Below are 17530 nucleotides of genomic sequence, written 5' to 3' on the forward strand. Positions count from 1 at the left end.
ACCGCGCACACAGGGACACCCCTCGACGCAGTCGCGCCCGCTGAAATCAGTCCGTCAGCCGCGGAACTGTCCAGGGTCGGATCACGAGCCACACGGCGGCACTCGCCACGATCATCGCGGCGATAACGACCGTTCCCAGAGAACCAGCGCTCGCACCGCCCAGAAGGCCCGGAAGCGGCGACACCAAACCGCCAACAATTGAGTTGGCGAAGCCGGTGACCGCGGCCGCGGTGCCTGCGCGTCGCGGATGGTTCTCGAGCGTCAGAACGTTGAGGCTTGGATTGGCCACGCCCGTCAAAGCAACCAGCGCAAAGCTCGCAACCGCGACCGGCAGGAGGCCCGCATGGGTGAGTTGGAGCGCGGCGAGTGCGCATCCGCTCAGTCCGAGCGCGGCAACGGCGAACGCGAGCAGCCACGCGGGCTGGATCACTCGCATCAATCGCGCGGCTATCTGAGTCGCAGCAAAGAGCCCAACCGCATTCACTGCGTAGGCCATACCAAATTGCTGAGCGTTCAGGCCGAGCTCCGTTTGAAAGACAAACGGTGAGGCGGAAATGTACGTGACGATCGATGTGAAGACCATCGAACCGCATATTGCGGCTCCAACGAACGTCCGGTCCCTGAACACCGCACCAACGTGTGCGCGCGCTCCTGCCGCTCGTGACTCGCGTCGGAGTTCCGGAGACAGCGTCTCAGGTACGACGCTGGCACAAAGCGCGAGAATCAGGATCCCAAAGCCGGTCAAGAGGACAAACATGTCCCGCCACGAGATCACAAGTAGGAGCTGTGCCCCCAGCACGGGAGCGACGATCGGCGCGAGGCCCGCCACCAACGCGACATTTGCGAGCATCCGAACCAGGCGCTGTCCGCCGTACAGATCACGAATCACAGCGACTGCGACAACTCCGCCCGCCGCGGCCCCGACTCCCTGCCCGAATCGTGCCGCACTCACTGCCACGACCGTAGGAGCGGCCGCGACCGCGATGCTCGAGAGCACGTGCAGGACCGCCGCGAACAGCAGGGGCCGGCGGCGCCCGACGAGGTCGCTGAGCGGTCCGGCGACAAGCTGCCCGACACCCATCCCCACCGCTGTCGCCGTCAGCGTCAGCTGCACCGCGGCTTGGCTTGTCCTCAGTTCTTGCTGAACTACGGGGAAGGCGGGGAGGTAGAGGTCCATCGTGAACGGACCGAGCGCCATGAGGCCACCCAGAGCGAGAACGATAGTCCGCCGTCGTGCCGCTGACGACTCAAGGATCGAGCGGGTCATGGATCTCCTCGGCAAGAAGCGGCGTCGGCCTGCGCAACCACTGAGCGAACCACCGGACCGACATAGGCGCCCACCCTTGCGCAAAAATGCCCGGGGCGCTCGTCAGCTAGCGGAGCCGTAACTACTCTGATGCCACCCTGCGCAGGGCCTACCTCACCGCCGATGCATCGGCAACGCACATCACTGACATAGGAGTCATGAATGATGTCCACTCTCCCCCGACTGCGCCCGGGGCGACGCCAGAGGCCGCACGTTCCAAGGGCTCTCATCGCAGGCGTCGTCGCCGGACTCGCCCTCGCCCTCGCTTCGACCGGGCTCACCCCGCTGGCCGCACACGCTGCACGGCCGGGTGCAGGGTTCGACATACCTTCGGCTGCAACGACCCGGCCGCTCGGAGACATCACCACCGGAACCTGCCCTCAAGGATTTCTGCCGTACGCATGCAAGCAGGACTCCCCGGTTGGCCCTACCCGGGAATCACCTTCCCGATGACGGAACCCGGCATGGGGGTTCCCCTCGGTGGCATCGGTGCCGGCAGCTTCATGGTGAACCAGTCGGGCACCTTCGGCCCCTGGTTCTTCGGCGGATCCCAGGACAAGGCTTGGGAGAGCCGGGCGCTGCCACAGGCAGCCTTCCACGTGCGCGAACAGGTCGGCAACGCTCCCGCAGAGGTCCGGACCCTCGCTACCGATGGGTCCCACGCCGTCGACTACAAGGGTGACGCACTCGCGCAACGCAGCTGGGGCGACCCGCTTTCGGGTTGGAATACCCTGTCCAAGGGTGATGCGGACTACTCCGCGCTCTACCCATTCGGGTGGATGAAGTACAAGCCCTTTAAGACCAACGTGTCCATGCGCTTCTACTCCCCCATCGTCGCGCGAGACGAAAAGCAGAGCTCGCTTCCCGTGGCGAACTTCGACATCCGCATCGCCAACACCACCGGGAAGACCGCGAAGGTCTCCACCATGTTCACCATGCCGAACGTTGCAGCACACCAGGGCACGCAGCCAGCAACTGTTCGCGAAGGCCTGAACAGCCAATACAAGCAGGACGCGCGCACGGGAGTCCGCGCGGTGACTCTCTCTGCCGACTCCGCGAAGAACACCCCCGACGCCGAGAAGTCCGAGTGGACACTCGCGGCGAAGGTGGGCACGGACGAGACGTTCAGCTACACGACTTCCTGGAACGCTGCAGGAGACGGGTCGGATGTCTACGCGCCCTTCTCCGCGACGGGCACGCTCGGAGATCGCCCGATTGACAAGTCCTCTTCGGCAGGCGCGATCGCCGTCGCGGCGACGCTCAAGCCGGGAGAGGTGAAGACCATCCCGTTCACTCTCACATGGGACTTCCCGCAGGTGGCGTTCGCGAACAACCAGTCGGTGTGGATGCGGCACTACACGAACTACTACGGCGCCCGCGAGACGCGCACGAATGACTACATCGCCGGCAGCTACCCCTTCCACCAGAGCTACACGATCGCACGTGATGCCCTCATGAATCGTGAGAAGACGCTGAAGAAGGTGCTCGACTGGTGGGAGCCGCTCGTCAATTCGAGAACGCTTCCGGACACGATCAAGGAAGGAGCGCTGAACCAGCTTGCCAACGTCACCTTCCACACCTCGCTGTGGGAGGGCGGACTCGTCCGGAACAGTGCGCCACAGTCCACAGCGCAGCGCGCAGGAGCCCAGGTACCCGGAACCCACAGCTACCTCGGCCTTGACGCGAATTCCGGGGGACTGTCAACCCTCGGCCAGGGCGGCGAGATCGGCATCTATAGCTACGTCGTCTATTCGGAGCTATTCCCATTCATAGAACGGGACCGAATGGAGAACAAAGCAGAGGCGATCCTCTCGCCCACCAGCCACGGGGACCCAGCAGACTTCAGTGTGAACGAAGCAGAGGGCGACAACCCGTTCATCAAGTGGAACGAGGGCACCGACTCTGGCCCTGGGCTCTCCTGGTTCCTCGACCGACCTTCGGAAAGCATCTTCCGGATGTACGACTACGCCGAGCGGAACCACGACCAAAAGGCGCTCCGATTCACCTACCCCGCCATGAAGAAGACATTCGCCTACCTTCAGAAGACAATCCCCGCCGATCACGCCTTGCCGGAAGTGCCGTCGGCGAAGCACCCGGCGCCCGGGCTGCTCAGCCCCCAGGCAATGTCGAACGCCTACAACGGCATCCCCTCAAACCGGTTCGACTCGTACGTGTCGTCGTTGTACATCCTCGCTACGGAAGCAATGATCGATGCCGGCAAGCAGTCCGGCGAAGATCCGACGATCCTTGCTGGATGGAAGTCCGACCTCAGCGCAGCGAAGTCCGACTTCGAGAAGCTGTTCTGGAACGAGTCTGCCGGCTACTACCGCTACACGCTTCCCGAGAGCGACGGCGCCGGCGGTGACGACGCGCTTATCGCCACCTTCCTCGCGCAGTACCTCGCGGAGCGCGCGAAGCTGCCCGACGTGGTGAACCAGACCCATTACCGTGACCACCTGCGAACTGTGGCGCGTTTCGCTTCGGGATTGAAGGACAGCCAGGGCCGACCTGTCGGCGCGAACCTCCTCGTGTCACCGAGCGGGTCCTCGGGATCCGTGTGGCCGCAGGCGAACTACGCGTTCGCAGCGAACCTCGCCAGTGCCGGGGAACGGTACGGTGACTCGTCGCTCCGATCAGCTGGGTTGGGCTTTGCTTCAGCCGTCTCGAGTCAGTTGTGGGACGTGCCGGAGCATGGCTACGAGTTCAACACCCCTATCAGCTACGAGGCAAGCGACACGGGATCCTTCCTCTACCCCGGTTGGGAAGGCAACCTCGCAGTTTGGCAGGTCGTCGACGTCCTTGCGTGGCGGCACCACTTCAACCGCTGATTCCTCCCCTTCAGTACCCGCCTCCCGGCCCAGCGTCATGCAGGGCCGGGAGGTCCTGTTTCCAGAGGACCTCGACCACGAAGTTGGGCGAAGTGCGGGATACTTATGTGGGAGGACCTTTATGCCCGCGCTACCTTCCGGCAGCAGCCGTCGAGTGTCCATGTCGGACGTTGCTTCGGCGGCCGGCGTGTCCGTGACAACCGTGTCCCGTGCTTTATCCGGCAGGGGCGAGCTACCAGCAGGTACCCGCCTACGCGTCCAGGAGGCCGCGCGATCACTCGGGTACAACCGGTTTACCACCACTCGCGGGCGCCCCGGATCGACCGACCCGCGCACGATTGAGCTGGTCCTCGGAACATACGATGACGCGTGGACCGCGGAGGTCAGCACCGGCGCGCGACAAGCAGCGGCACGTCTCGGCTATGACCTGGTCCTCACTCTTGAGCGCGACGACCCCGAGGACGACTGGCCGGCGCGGGTCGCTCGGCGCGGGCCGGCCGGCGTCATCCTCGGGCTCATCCAGCCCACGCGAGCACAATTGACACGCTTGAGCGGACTGAAGATTCCAATGGTCCTGCTCGAACCGTCATCCGACGCGGCCAACGAGCTCCAGAGCGTCGGAACAACCAACTGGCAGGGCGGTTACGACGCCGGCGAGTACCTCGTTGGTCTCGGCGTTCGACGGTTCGTCTGCGTGACTGGAGAACCTCGACTGCGGTTCGGACGTGCTCGTGAGAGCGGCTTCATGCGCGCGGTCCACGACCACGCCCCGGAGGCAAGCATGACCGTGGTGAAGAGCGACTGGACCACCCGTCCGCTCGTTGATGAGCTGGCTCCGGTTCTCGGTCGAGATCAACCGACCGGCGTCTTCACCTGCAACGACAATATGGCCATTGGTGTGTACGCGGCCGCGAGGCGGTTGAACCTCACGATTCCGGATGATGTGCAGGTGATCGGATTCGACGACACAGCCCGCTCGGCCGTCCTTCACCCCGCGCTGACGACGATCCACCAGCCGATCCGTTCGCTCGCCGCTCGAGCGGTCGAGATGATCGAACAGCTGCGAGCAGGTCAAGAGGCTCGCGGCGACCGAGTGGAACTCCCGACCAAGCTCGTGATCCGCGAATCTACGCGGCTGGTTGGAGCCTGACCAGACGATGCATTGACAGCGCCCCGGGTCCCTTCTCGACTCGGCTCGCGTCGACGCCGTACTCCGATCAGGATGCGTGGCGCGAGGACGGTGCGGCGGTCGTCCCCCGAACCACCATCGTCGGCTCGATCAGCTCGGCGCGTGGGTCGGTACGTCCGTCGAGGCGCTCGAGGAGCGTCTGCGCTGCGAGCTCACCCATCCTGACTCCACTTTGATTCACCGTGGTGAGGTTGATCGGCGGCATACTCGCCATCGCTGAGTCGTCGTACCCGACGACCGAGAGATCGCTCGGGACGCCAACGCCTGCGCCCCACAGTTCGGCAAGCAACCCGAATGCCGCGACGTCGGCGCCGGCATGGACAGCCGTCGGACGCTGACGCATGGCCAGTACCTGCTGAGCAACCTCCCGTCCGCCGACGTCACTCCAGGTCGACGGCCGGACGTCGACGAACTCTCCCAGTCCGTGCCGCTCCATTGCCTCCACGTAACCAGCAGCGCGTTCCCGCTCCGGCGTCTCTGGCTCATCAAAGCTCTCGTGCCGATTTGTCAGGTGCAGGATGCGCTGATGGCCGAGGCTGACGAGGTGATCCACGATGAGGGACGAACCTCGACGATCATCACCGGCGACAGTGTCGTAAGTGTGCCCCAACCCGTGCCGGCCGACCACGACCATCGGCAGCTGGCTGCCGAGCTGCTCAAGGAGGTTTCCACCTACAACCGGTGCGATCAGGACTAATCCGTCCATCCCGCGATCAGTGAGCGCGTTGATCATGCCTTGCTGAGATCGTGGGCTTCCGCCACCGGGGCCAAGAAGCATTTCGTAGCCGGCAGCGGAGAGCGAGCTTCTGATGCCGTCGGTTAGCAGACCGAAAAAAGGGTTGTGAATGTCGGAGAGCATGACGCCGATAGTGAACGTCTTGCCGCGGAGCCCGCGCGCTGCAGCGTTCGGTCGGTACCCGAGCTCGTGCATGGCCATCTGTACGCGAGACTTCATGTTGTCACTGACCCCGTAGGCACCTCGAAGCACCTTCGAGGCGGCAGCGGTTGACACTCCAGCCCTCTCCGCGACGTCGCGAATCGTGGCGCGGCGGGGAGAGCTGCCTCTCTCCACCGGCCGCGCCACGACCTCCTTCGTCGGCTCCGTCTGCGTCACGGAGCTGCCACTCCCGACGAGACCGACGCACTGGGCCCGGTCTGGTCCCAGCGGCATTCGAACAGGTGCTCCCCGGACTGCACGGTCCGAGGTTCTTCGCCCGGGAGGTCTACTTCTGCGGTCGTCCCTGGGGGCACGACGGTTTCGACGCGGAGTACACCATTCGAGACCTCCCACCGCACGGACGCCATGCCATGGGGCGTGCGGTGCGCTGCCATACCGGAGCGAACCGCGTTGTGCGGCCGGGGCGCGACGCGGATCCTGGACCATCCCGGCGCCGCCGGCGCCAATCCACCAACGACCCTGTGCAACCAGTCGGCAACTGCTCCGAGTGCGTAGTGGTTGAACGACGTCATCTCACCCGGGTTGATCGATCCGTCCGGAAGCATGCTGTCCCAGCGCTCCCAAACTGTCGTCGCCCCCATCGTGACAGGGTAAAGCCACGACGGACATTCGGTCTGCATCAGCAGTTCGTACGCATCGTCGAGGGCGTCGGCGAGCACGAGCGCGTCGAGGATCAGTGCGGTCCCGACGAATCCGGTGGCGATCCGGTGACCCGATCCGCGGACGAGTTCGACGAGCCGACGGGATGCCGACTGTCGCTGTGCAACGTCGTCGAACAGCTCAAAGCACAGCGCGATCGCGTACGCCGTCTGCGTGTCGCTGGTGAGTGTGCCCTCCGGGAGGACGAACCGCGTGCGGAAGGCTTCCCCCACGCGGTCGGCCAGGTCGGCGTACTGCCTCTGGTGGTCCGGTCGCCCGGTGAGCGCCGCGGCCTCACTCAGCAGGCGTGCGGAGTTGGCGAAGTACGCTGTGGCCACCAGGGCGGTCTCTGTCGCACCTGCAGCGGGGTCGTCGGGCGGCGCCGTCGGGTCGAGCCAGTCGCCGAACTGGAATCCTTCGTCCCAGACCAGACGCTCATCGAGGAGCGAACGGACACCGTCGACCCAGCGATGCATCGACTCGTACTGGTGCTCGAGTACCTCGACGTCACCGCTCGCCCGGTACAGCTCGAACGGCACGATGACCGCAGCGTCCCCCACACCGCTGTGTGCGACAACGCAAGGCCCGGCACGTCCTTCACCTCGTCCGTGAACGGCACATCGGGCACGAAGAACGGGACGAGGCCGTCATCGTGCTGCTCCGCGGCGAGGTCCCGCAGCCAGGATGACAAGAAACCGACCGAGTCGTACAAGAAGGTCGCGGTCGGCGCGAAGACGCTGATGTCCCCGGTCCACCCGAGACGCTCGTCGCGTTGGGGGCAGTCCGTCGGGATGGAGACGAAGTTCCCCGCATGCTCCACACGACGTTCTCGTGCAGACGGTTGAGGTCGCCGCTCGACGACCTGAACCACCCTGTGCGCTCCATGTCGTTGTGGATGACGAGCGCGGTGAGGTCCTCGGCTCGGGGCGCACCGCCGGGCCAGCCTTCCACCTCGACGTACCTGAACCCGTGGTACGTGAAGCGCGGCTCCCAGGTCTCGATGCCGTCGCCCTTCAGCACATACGCATCCGTGGCGCGGGCGCTGCGGAGTGGTCGCACGCCAATGTCGCCGTGCTCCAGTACCTCCGCATGCCGCAGAGTGATTGTCGTTCCGGCAGCACCCTCCACGCTCAGACGCACGCGGCCGACCAGGTTCTGGCCGAAATCGACGATCGTCCTTCCAGACGGTGACTTGCCGATGTCTACCGGGCGGATTGCCTGCACACGCCGAACCGGCGGGCCGACCGGTGCTTCGAGTCGAGCCGAAGCGTCTCCAAGGACTTCGACATCGGCCCAGCCTCCGCTCGGTGCCTCCTCGTAGTCGGAGATCACGACTTCCTGGCGCGCGTCGTAAACTTCGCCGTCGTAGAGGCTGGAGGATTGCAGCGGTCCGATTGCCCAACGCCAGTGGGCGTCGGTGCCAACAGTCTCCCGACGGCCGTCTTCGTACTCGTACTCCAGCTGAGCGATCGCGGAGATCCGGTCGCCGTACAGCGCCCGCTGCTGGAGGAAGCCGAGACGTCCCCGGTACCAGCCGTCGGCGAGGAAGATGTCGAACGTGTTCTTCCCCACTTGGAGGAGAGCAGTGACATCGAGGGTCGAGTACACCTCGCGGTGCTCGTACGACTGCCACCCCGGCGCGAGCACTTCTTCCGATGCTGATTTGCCGTTGATGACCGGTTCCCCGACTCCGCGGTACGCGATGTACAAGCGCGCAAGCACGACCGGGCGTGCGAGTTCGAACGTTCCGCGCAGAACAACCGGCTGTTCTGTGTTGGGGGATGAAGCGATGTATCTGCTGGACCAGTCCGAAGCGGAGAGGAGTCCCGCTTCTACGTCGATGGGATTACTCCAAGGCGACGGACGACTGGCCGAGTCGAAGGTTCGCACGCGCACCCGACGGCGGGCTCTGGACTGCAGGTCGGGGCCCACCCACGGCACAAGAACGGTGTCAGCGGAGTCGATTCTCTCTGTCCAGCGCTCACCCGTCGGTGCCACAACTTCAAGCTCATACGAGCCCTGGTCACCACCTCGAGGCAGATCCCACGACAACCGCGGACGAGGTATGTCGACACCTAGCGCTGACGTGACGTGTTCGACGCGGACGTTGGCCGGAGTGTTGTGCACGCTCAACCCTTCAGCGACCCTTCGGTGAGTCCGGCCAGCACCTGGCGCTGCGCGAACAGGTAGGCGATGACGAGGGGCAGACTCGTCATCACGACGTGAGCGAAGACGAGGTTCCAGTTCAGCCCATGTTCCCCGGAGCTCGCGAACGAGTACATCGTCAGCGGCAGCGTGGCGTTGTCGCCGCCGCGGAGCAGGAGCAGACCGAAGAAGAAGTCGTTCCACACGGAGATCACCAGCAGGACCGCTCCAACGAAGAGGATCGGGCGGAGCAACGGCAGCAGCACCGAGAAGTAGATCCGCAGTCGCGAAGCCCCGTCGATGGACGCCGCTTCCTCCAGGTCGACAGGCAGCCCTCGGACGAAGCCCGTGGTCAGGAAGATCACACCACCGATGCGTGTCCCCATCTGCATCAACGCATAGCCGAGGATCGAGCCATCAAGGTGCAGGCTGCTCAGCACGTAGATCGTGGGGATGATCGCTGGCGGCAGCAGGATCGACAACGCGGTCATGTAGAAGAACACCTGTGTGACCTTCGACGTGCTCCGCGCGTAAGCCCACGACGCCAGCGAACCAAGGAACAGGACCACGAGGATCGTGGGGACCGCTACGAGGAGGCTGTTCCGAAGACCGGTGAGGTAGTTGCCGGTGACGAACACGGCCGTGTAGTTCTCCGCGATCGCCCACTGCTTTGGGAGGGCGAGCGAGAGTTGCGAGGCCTCACCGACGGGCTTGAAGGAATTGACGAGCAGCATCCACAACGGCACGCCGACCCACGGCACAGCGAACAGGGTGAGCAGCCCGTACTTGAGGAGAGCGAGACCACGTGCACGTCGGTCGACCGACAGCCTCGAGGACGTCTTCGGGATTGCCAGAGCACTCATGCCACTTCCCTCTTCCGGAGCCAGATGACGAGCGGGACCGCGATCGCGATGACGAGTGCGGTCACGGTGAGACCCAATGAACTGGCCGTGCCGTAAAAGCTCGAGCCGAACTGTTGCTGCAACGCGAAGTTGATGGTGGTCGTGGAGTTCCCCGGACCGCCGCTCGTGGTCGATGCGATGACGTCGTAGGCGCTGAGCGCGCCGATGAGGGTCGTCGCGATGTTGAAGGTGAACGCAGGTGCGAGCAGCGGGAAGCTGATCCGCCAGAAGCGCTTCCACGGGCCGGCGCCATCGAGCTGCGCCGCTTCCATCAGTTCGTCGGGGATGCTGTTCAGGCCAGCGATGTACACGAGCGTCGCGATTCCGGACCACTTCCACCCGTCGATGAACGCCACGGTTACCAGCGCGCTGACGGGGTGGCCGAGCCACGCGTAGTCGAAGCCCGGAATGATGGCCGAGATCGCGGAGTTCAGGGGGCCCTGGGGGTCGACGATGCCGCGCCAAATGAAGCCGGCGGCCAGCGGCGAGATCAACACCGGTAGGAAGAAAATGGATCGGAAGAACGAGTTTGTGCGTGTGGTGTTACGCAGTGTCAGAGCGAGCGCCATGGCGAATACGTTTTGCACCCCCATCGCCACCACCGCGTAAGCGAGGGTGACGACAACCGCGTTCTGCAACGTGCCGTTCTGCCACAGGAACTCGAAGTTGCTGATTCCGTTGAAGCTGATGACCGGGCTGTAAGCAGTCCACTGCGTGAACGCGAACGGGACGTTCAGCAGGAAGGGGACGACAAAAAAGACGAGGACGAGCACCAGGGACGGGAGTATGAACCACAGCCAGCGGGTGCGAGAACGCTTCGGCCGGCCGGCCCCGGCCGGGGAGCGCTTCGCAGAGCGCTCCCCGACCGTCCGCTTGTCCTGCTCGACAGCGGAGATTACCATCCCTTGACCCCAGCAGCCTTCGCCGCTTGGGCGACGCTGGACTGCATGTTGTCCGCAACCTGGGTCGGCGTCTCTTGCCCGGCAAGAAGCTTGCTGAGCTCGGCCGGGAAGGTGTTCCAACCGGGGAGGTTGGTTCCCACAGTGGCGCCGTTGTCGTACGCCGTCTTGAATTCCTTCTGAATCGCCGAGAGACCCGTCGGGTCCACGACGCCCTGGATCACAGGGAAGGTCTTGCCCTCTTCGATGAGCTTGCTGTAGCCCTTGCCCGTGGCGTAGTCGATGAACTTCAGCGCAGCGGCCTGTCGCCCCTTGTCGCCGGTCTTCGGTGCGTAGTAGCTGCCGAGGGGGCTCGGTCCGTACCACGCGGTGTTGCTCTTGGCGGAGATGCCGGTGAACCCGACTGCCTCGGAGACCTTATCGGCGCTGCCGGCACCCTGCTCGAACTGCGTGAGCGCATCAGAGTGCAGCGCGGTCATCGCCGCCGAGCCGTTGTACACCGCGTCGGTCGCCTTCTCGAACGTTCCGGTCGCAACGTCCTTCTGGAAGCAACCAGCGTCCTGCAGACCCTTGTACGCCTTGATGCCCTTGAACAAAGCGCCGCTCGGGTCGTTGACCTTCTCCTTGTTCTCGAAGAGGTCCTGGCCGTAGGTGTTGTTCTTGTTGCTGTCGGCCAGGTACGCCGCCGGCAGGATCTGGGTAGGCCACTGGCTGTTGCCAGACTCGTAGATCGGCGTGATGCCCTTGGCGTTGAGAGCCTTGCAGGAGGCGAGCAGGTCGCTCCAGTTCTTCGGCACATCAACGCCAGCCTTCTTCAGCGCGGCCTTGTTGTAGTACAGGCCGAAGATGCTGGGCAGCTGCGTGATGGCCGAGTAGACCTTCCCCTGGTACGAACCGGCGCTCTTGTACAGATCTCCCGACTTCTTCACGAAGGCCTCAGATGAGAGGTCCTGGAAGCTGGAGGGGTTGAACTGCAAGATCGCTGCAGTTGTGGGGTGGTACTCGAGGATGTCCGGGCGGTCACCCGTCGTCCACTTCGTCTGGGTCGTCGTCTCGAAGGAGTTCGAAGGGATGTCGACCAGGTTGACCTTGATGCCGGTGCTCTTCGTAAAGTTCTTGTAGAGGTCCAGCAGCGCCGGCGTGTCCGCCGTGTTGTGCCACACGGTGATGCTCTTAGCGGGGGCGACGTCGCCGTTACCAGAGTTGTCAGCGTTGTTTGAGGTGGGGTTCGAGCACCCCACGAGTCCAGCGACCACAAGCGCTGCGATCGACGCAGCAGCGGCCTTCGAACGAATTTTCATTTGACCCTCCATTGGGTTCAAGCCGCGCTCGGGGTGGCGAGGCGAAGTTCGCGTAGACCGTTCTACGTAGACCGTTCTACACCACGACGCGGGACAGGCTAGGTCCGCCGTTGAACGGGTGTCAACGGACTTGAGCTGCGACCACGCAATATTGCGGACGCCTTCGCTGAGATCCTCGTCTCACCGCTTGCCCCCGAGAATCGCCGCAGTAGCCGGAGTGGCGGGCGAAGCCTGGAGCAAACTCGTCTCGCAAGGAGGCCGACAGGGCCAGCACGGGGACCGACGCTGGCGATGCGGACCGAAATTGCGCTTGCGCCGAGCGAAGTCGACGACCTACTCTCTGAAACGATTCAGGGCCGACGAGGCGCGTTTGCTAACGCTCCAACGGATTCCGGCCGGATGCGGCGCCACAGGGCAAGCCGTATGTACGTGCGGAAGGCTCCCCCGGTCTCCGCAGTCTGAAACGATTCAGGCCACTCGCGAGGAAGTGACACGATGACATCGACCCCGAGCTTCGCGGGCATCGCCGACCAGCTGGCACGCCAGCAGATCGAGCTCCCGTCCTGGGCCTTCGGCAACTCCGGCACCCGCTTCAAGGTGTTCAGCACGCCGGGCACCCCGCGCGACCCCTACGAGAAGATCGCCGACGCCGCGCAGGTGCACCGGTACACCGGGCTCGCCCCCACCGTCGCGCTCCACATCCCGTGGGACGTCGTCGACGACTTCGCGGACCTGAAGCGTCACGCCCAGGAGCACGGGGTCTCCCTCGGCACCGTCAACTCGAACACGTTCCAGGACGACGACTACAAGTTCGGCGCCCTGACCCACGTCGACGAGTCGATCCGGCAGAAGGCGATCGACCACCACCTGCGCTGCATCGACGTGATGGACGCCACCGGCAGCCGTGACCTGAAGATCTGGCTCGCCGAGGGCTCGAACTACCCGGGGCAGGAGGACATGCGCTCCCGCCAGGACCGCCTGCACGAGTCGCTCAGCACGATCTACGACCGCCTCGGTGCCGACCAGCGCCTGGTGCTCGAGTACAAGTTCTTCGAGCCGTCGTTCTACCACACGGACGTGCCCGACTGGGGCACGAGCTACGTGCAGACGGCGGCCCTCGGCGACAAGGCGATGGTCTGCCTCGACACCGGCCACCACGCCCCCGGCACGAACATCGAGTTCATCGTGATGCAGCTGCTGCGCCTCGGCAAGCTCGGCAGCTTCGACTTCAACTCGCGGTTCTACGCCGACGACGACCTGATCGTGGGCGCAGCGGACCCGTTCCAGCTGTTCCGCATCCTGGTCGAGGTCATCCGCGGCGGCGGCTACGACAACCCTGACGTGGCGTTCATGCTCGACCAGTGCCACAACATCGAGGACAAGATCCCCGGTCAGATCCGCTCCGTGCTCAACGTGCAGGAGATGACGGCCCGGGCGCTGCTCCTCGACCGCGTCGCCCTGACCGCCGCGCAAGAGGCGCACGACGTCCTCGGCGCCAACGAGGTCTTCATGGACGCGTACCAGACCGACGTCCGGGCGGACCTCGCCGCGTGGCGCGAGTCCCGCGGCCTGCCGGCGAACCCGATGCGCGCGTACCTGGAGTCGGGCTACCAGCAGTCGATCGCCGAGGACCGCGTCGGCGGCGTCCAAGCCGGCTGGGGCGCGTAGACACATGACAACCACAGGACTGGAGGCTCGGGTCATGCCCGCAACGCACCGCACGGAGGCAGACGAGACGATCAGGGCGCTCATCGCGCGCTCGAACGCGCTCGGCTCGGATCCGCGGATCACGAACTACGCGGGCGGCAACACCTCCGCCAAGGGCACCGACACCGACCCCGTCACCGGCGAGCCCGTCGAGCTGCTGTGGGTGAAGGGTTCCGGCGGTGACCTCGGCACGCTGACGCCGTCGGGCCTGGCCGTCCTCCGGGTCGACCGGGTTCGCGCGCTGCGGAACGTTTACTCGGGCGTGGAGCGCGAGGATGAGATGGTCGCCGCGTTCGACCACACCCTGTTCGGCAAGGGCGGCGCGGCACCGTCGATCGACACCGCGATGCACGCGCTCGTCGACGCCGCGCACATGGACCACCTGCACCCCGACGCCGGCATCGCGATCGCCACGGCCGCGGACGGGCCGGAGCTGACCGAGCGGATCTTCGGCGACAGGGTCGTCTGGGTGCCGTGGCGCCGTCCGGGCTTCCAACTCGGGCTCGACATCGCCGCGATCAAGGACCAGCACCCCGAGGCAATCGGCACGATCCTCGGCGGCCACGGCATCACCGCCTGGGGTGAGACGTCAGACGAGGCCGAGGCGAACTCGCGCTGGATCATCGACACCGCCGAGCAGTACATCGCGGAGCACGGGAAGGCCGACCCGTTCGGCGGGACCCGAGCAGGCTTCGAGGCGCTGCCCGAGACCGACCGCCGTGCCCGTGGAGCCGCACTCGCGCCGACGATCCGCGGCATAGCCGGCCACGACAAGCCCGTCGTCGGGCGCTTCACCGACAGCGACGTCGTGCTCGACTTCCTGGCGTCCTCGCGTGCTGAAGAGCTGGCGGCGCTCGGGACGAGCTGCCCGGACCACTTCCTCCGCACCAAGGTGAAGCCACTCATCCTCGACCTTCCGGCGACGGCGAACGTCGACGAGCAGCGCGCACGCCTGCACGAGCTGCACGAGCAGTACCGCATCGACTACCAGGCGTACTACGACCGACACGCCACGCCGGACAGCCCGGCCATCCGCGGTGCCGACCCGCTCATCGTGCTCGTCCCGGGCATCGGGATGTTCTCGTACGGCAAGGACGCCCAGACCGCCCGGGTCGCCGGTGAGTTCTACGTCAACGCGATCAACGTCATGCGCGGGGCCGAGGCGCTGAGCACCTACTCCCCATAGACGAGGCCGAGAAGTTCCGCATCGAGTACTGGGCGCTTGAGGAAGCCAAGCTCCAGCGCATGCCGAAGCCCAAGCAGCTGGCGACCCGCATCGCGCTGGTCACCGGTGCCGCGTCGGGCATCGGCAAGGCGATCGCGAAGCGCCTCGCTGCCGAGGGCGCAGCCGTCGTCATCGCCGACCTCGACCTCGCCAAGGCGCAGGAGGCCGCTGCGGAGATCGGCAGCCCCGACCAGGCAATCGGCGTGGTCGCGAACGTGACGAGCGCCGAGGCGATTGACCAGGCGATCCAAGCCACGCTGCTGCACTTCGGCGGACTCGACCTCGTCGTCAACAACGCCGGACTGTCCCTGTCGAAGAGCCTGCTCGACACCACCGAGCAGGACTGGGACCTGCAGCACGACGTCATGGCGAAGGGCTCCTTCCTCGTGTCCAAGGCGGCCGCGAAGGTCCTGATCGAGCAGGGGCTCGGCGGCGACATCGTCTACATCTCCTCGAAGAACTCCGTCTTCGCCGGGCCGAACAACATCGCCTACTCCGCCACCAAGGCCGACCAGGCGCACCAGGTCCGGCTGCTCGCCGCCGAGCTCGGCGAGCACGGCGTCCGCGTCAACGGGATCAACCCCGACGGCGTCGTCCGCGGTTCGGGCATCTTCGCCTCGGGCTGGGGTGCGAACCGCGCGAAGACGTACGGCATCGACGAGCAGGACCTCGGGACGTTCTACGCGCAGCGCACCATCCTGAAGCGCGAGGTCGTGCCCGAGAACGTGGCCAACGCGGTCTACGCCATCTGCACCGCGGACTTCTCCCACACGACGGGTTTGCACGTGCCGGTGGACGCCGGCGTCGCCGCGGCCTTCCTGAGGTAGCGCAATGCACACCAGCGGCAGCGTCGCCGCAGTCGACCTCGGCGCGACCAGCGGAAGAGTCATAGTCGGCCACCTCGACCGGGACGGCGTGCAGATGGAGCACGTCGCCCGGTTCCCGAACGGGCCCGTGCCGGTGTGGGAGGGCGAGCGCGAGGCCCTGCACTGGGACGCGCTCGAGCTGTCCCGGCAGGTGCGGCTGGGACTCCGGGAAGCGCTGGCCCGACACCACGACGTCGCCAGCATCGGGATTGACTCGTGGGCAGTCGACTACGGCATCGTCCGGGCGGGGCGCATCACGCACCAGCCGTACCACTACCGCGACGAGCGGAATGTTGCGGCGTCGCGATCGATGCTGCGGAAGATCGGCAAGGAGGCGTTGTTCCGGCGCAACGGCCTGCAGCATCTGCCCTTCAACACGTTGTTCCAGCTGCACGCCGACCTCCGCGACGGCCTCCTGCAGAGCGGTGACCGGGCTCTGCTGATCCCGGACCTGCTCGGGTACTGGCTGACCGGCGTTCAGGTGGCGGAACGCACGAATGCCTCGACGACGGGACTGCTCGACATCACCATGGGGCGGTGGTCGGACGACCTGCGGTGGTCGCTCGGGCTGCCCTCGGGCATCTTCCCGGAGCTCGGGCAGCCCGGCGACGAGGTCGGCGGGCTCCTGCCCGCCGTGGCCGACGCCGTCGGGGCCAGGCCGTCCACCCCGATCACGCTGGTCGGCTCGCACGACACCGCCTCGGCCGTCGTTGCGGTGCCGGCGACTGAGCCCGACTTCGCGTACATCTCCTCCGGCACGTGGTCGTTGGTTGGCGTCGAACTCGACGCGCCCGTCGTGACCGACGCCGCGCGCGAGGCGAACTGCACGAACGAGGGCGGCGTCGACGGTCGGGTCCGGTTCCTGAAGAACGTCTCCGGGCTGTGGCTGCTCTCCGAGAGCGTCCGCACCTGGGAACGGGACGGCGAACGGATCGACCTGGAGGCGTTGCTCGCATCCGCCGCGGCCGTCGCCACTGCGGTCCCCGTGTTCGACGTGGCCGACGACGTGTTCGCGGCGCCCGGCGACATGCCGGCGCGCATCGCCGCGTGGTGCGTCTCGCGCGGCGAGCGGGCGCCTGGCTCGCGCGCCGAGTTCGTCCGGTCGGTCCTCGAGTCCCTCGCGGTCGCGTACGCCGACACCCTGCGCACGATCGTCGACGTCACCGGCAAGGACGTCCGGGTCGTGCACGTCGTCGGCGGCGGATCGCAGAACCGCCTGCTCTGCCAGCTCACCGCGGACCGCACCGGACTGCCTGTCCTCGCCGGACCCGTCGAAGCGACCGCGCTCGGCAACGTGCTCGTGCAGGCGCGTGCCCACGGACTCGCCGGACTCGGCGGAGCATCGCTGGAGGCACTTCGCGACGTCGTCGCCCGCACCACCGAACCGGTCCGCTACACACCCGCTCCGGGCTCGGACGCCCGATCCCACCGCACCACCGTCAGGAGCCACGCATGACCACCACCGACGACCAGCACCGCGTCGACCCCGCGACCGGTGCCCCCGCCGCCGCGACCGGCCCCGCCTCGACGGCACGGGTCCGGGTACAGCGGCAGCTGCCGAGCGT

General features: G+C 65.9%; 10 protein-coding genes and 3 pseudogenes. 5 read left to right on the forward strand and 8 right to left on the reverse strand.

Annotated elements, in window-relative coordinates:
• Positions 1–46: 46 nt before the first annotated feature.
• Entirely contained in the window at positions 47–1267 is a 1221-nt protein-coding gene (locus ACZZ0J_RS09560) for a multidrug effflux MFS transporter (RefSeq protein ID WP_463436476.1), read from the reverse strand.
• Positions 1268–1770: 503 nt separating this feature from the next.
• Between ACZZ0J_RS09560 and ACZZ0J_RS09565 the strand changes: the two genes are divergently transcribed.
• Positions 1771–4134 carry a GH116 family glycosyl-hydrolase gene (locus tag ACZZ0J_RS09565; protein WP_463436479.1) on the forward strand — a complete coding sequence of 788 codons (2364 nt, stop codon included), beginning with the start codon at positions 1771–1773 and terminating at the stop codon, positions 4132–4134.
• 160 nt (positions 4135–4294) lie between these two features.
• The gene (locus ACZZ0J_RS09570) at positions 4295–5284 is read left to right on the forward strand and encodes a LacI family DNA-binding transcriptional regulator (RefSeq protein ID WP_463436481.1); all 990 of its coding nucleotides are present in this window, start codon (positions 4295–4297) and stop codon (positions 5282–5284) included.
• 67 nt (positions 5285–5351) lie between these two features.
• Here the strand turns inward: ACZZ0J_RS09570 and ACZZ0J_RS09575 are convergent, their stop codons facing one another.
• The 7 genes and pseudogenes from ACZZ0J_RS09575 to ACZZ0J_RS09605 all read right to left on the reverse strand — a co-directional run bounded on the left by ACZZ0J_RS09575 (position 5352) and on the right by ACZZ0J_RS09605 (position 12167).
• Positions 5352–6407, reverse strand: a complete 1056-nt coding sequence (locus ACZZ0J_RS09575) for a LacI family DNA-binding transcriptional regulator (RefSeq protein ID WP_463438169.1) — start codon at positions 6405–6407, stop codon at positions 5352–5354.
• Positions 6408–6433: 26 nt separating this feature from the next.
• Positions 6434–7459, reverse strand: coding sequence for an alpha-L-rhamnosidase-related protein (locus ACZZ0J_RS09580; RefSeq protein ID WP_463436483.1), 1026 nt, complete (start codon positions 7457–7459; stop codon positions 6434–6436).
• Positions 7460–7560: 101 nt separating this feature from the next.
• Positions 7561–7791, reverse strand: a pseudogene (locus tag ACZZ0J_RS09585) (alpha-L-rhamnosidase-related protein); the annotation flags it as partial.
• Positions 7792–7871: 80 nt separating this feature from the next.
• A pseudogene (locus ACZZ0J_RS09590) lies at positions 7872–9047 on the reverse strand (family 78 glycoside hydrolase catalytic domain); the annotation flags it as partial.
• Positions 9048–9049: 2 nt separating this feature from the next.
• A complete protein-coding gene (locus tag ACZZ0J_RS09595; RefSeq protein WP_463436485.1) occupies positions 9050–9928 on the reverse strand; it encodes a carbohydrate ABC transporter permease in 879 nt (292 codons plus the stop codon).
• On the reverse strand, positions 9925–10740 hold the full coding sequence (locus ACZZ0J_RS09600) for a carbohydrate ABC transporter permease (protein ID WP_463436487.1): 816 nt from the start codon (positions 10738–10740) through the stop codon (positions 9925–9927). The genes ACZZ0J_RS09595 and ACZZ0J_RS09600 overlap by 4 nt, the downstream gene beginning before the upstream one ends.
• Before the next feature lie 122 nt (positions 10741–10862).
• Entirely contained in the window at positions 10863–12167 is a 1305-nt protein-coding gene (locus ACZZ0J_RS09605) for an ABC transporter substrate-binding protein (protein WP_463436489.1), read from the reverse strand.
• A 495-nt stretch (positions 12168–12662) separates the two neighbouring features.
• Here ACZZ0J_RS09605 and rhaI point away from each other — a divergent pair, with 495 nt between their 5' ends.
• From rhaI to ACZZ0J_RS09620, 3 genes and pseudogenes are all read left to right on the forward strand, one after another.
• Entirely contained in the window at positions 12663–13835 is a 1173-nt protein-coding gene (rhaI, locus tag ACZZ0J_RS09610; protein ID WP_463436491.1) for an L-rhamnose isomerase, read from the forward strand.
• A gap of 34 nt (positions 13836–13869) precedes the next feature.
• Positions 13870–15926, forward strand: a pseudogene (locus ACZZ0J_RS09615) (bifunctional aldolase/short-chain dehydrogenase).
• Positions 15927–15930: 4 nt separating this feature from the next.
• Complete coding sequence (locus tag ACZZ0J_RS09620; RefSeq protein WP_463436493.1) at positions 15931–17421, forward strand: rhamnulokinase; 1491 nt, start codon at positions 15931–15933, stop codon at positions 17419–17421.
• Positions 17422–17530: the final 109 nt, after the last annotated feature.

Source organism: Curtobacterium sp. AC272 (assembly GCF_979258155.1).

Bases quoted from the DNA above. Each gene is read 5' to 3' on its own strand.
- ACZZ0J_RS09565 (WP_463436479.1), top strand. From the start codon at position 1,771: ATGGGGGTTCCCCTCGGTGGCATCGGTGCCGGCAGCTTCATGGTGAAC.
- ACZZ0J_RS09570 (WP_463436481.1), top strand. From the start codon at position 4,295: ATGTCGGACGTTGCTTCGGCGGCCGGCGTGTCCGTGACAACCGTGTCC.
- ACZZ0J_RS09595 (WP_463436485.1), bottom strand. From the start codon at position 9,928: ATGAGTGCTCTGGCAATCCCGAAGACGTCCTCGAGGCTGTCGGTCGAC.
- ACZZ0J_RS09560 (WP_463436476.1), bottom strand. From the start codon at position 1,267: ATGACCCGCTCGATCCTTGAGTCGTCAGCGGCACGACGGCGGACTATC.
- ACZZ0J_RS09620 (WP_463436493.1), top strand. From the start codon at position 15,931: ATGCACACCAGCGGCAGCGTCGCCGCAGTCGACCTCGGCGCGACCAGC.
- rhaI (WP_463436491.1), top strand. From the start codon at position 12,663: ATGACATCGACCCCGAGCTTCGCGGGCATCGCCGACCAGCTGGCACGC.
- ACZZ0J_RS09605 (WP_463436489.1), bottom strand. From the start codon at position 12,167: ATGAAAATTCGTTCGAAGGCCGCTGCTGCGTCGATCGCAGCGCTTGTG.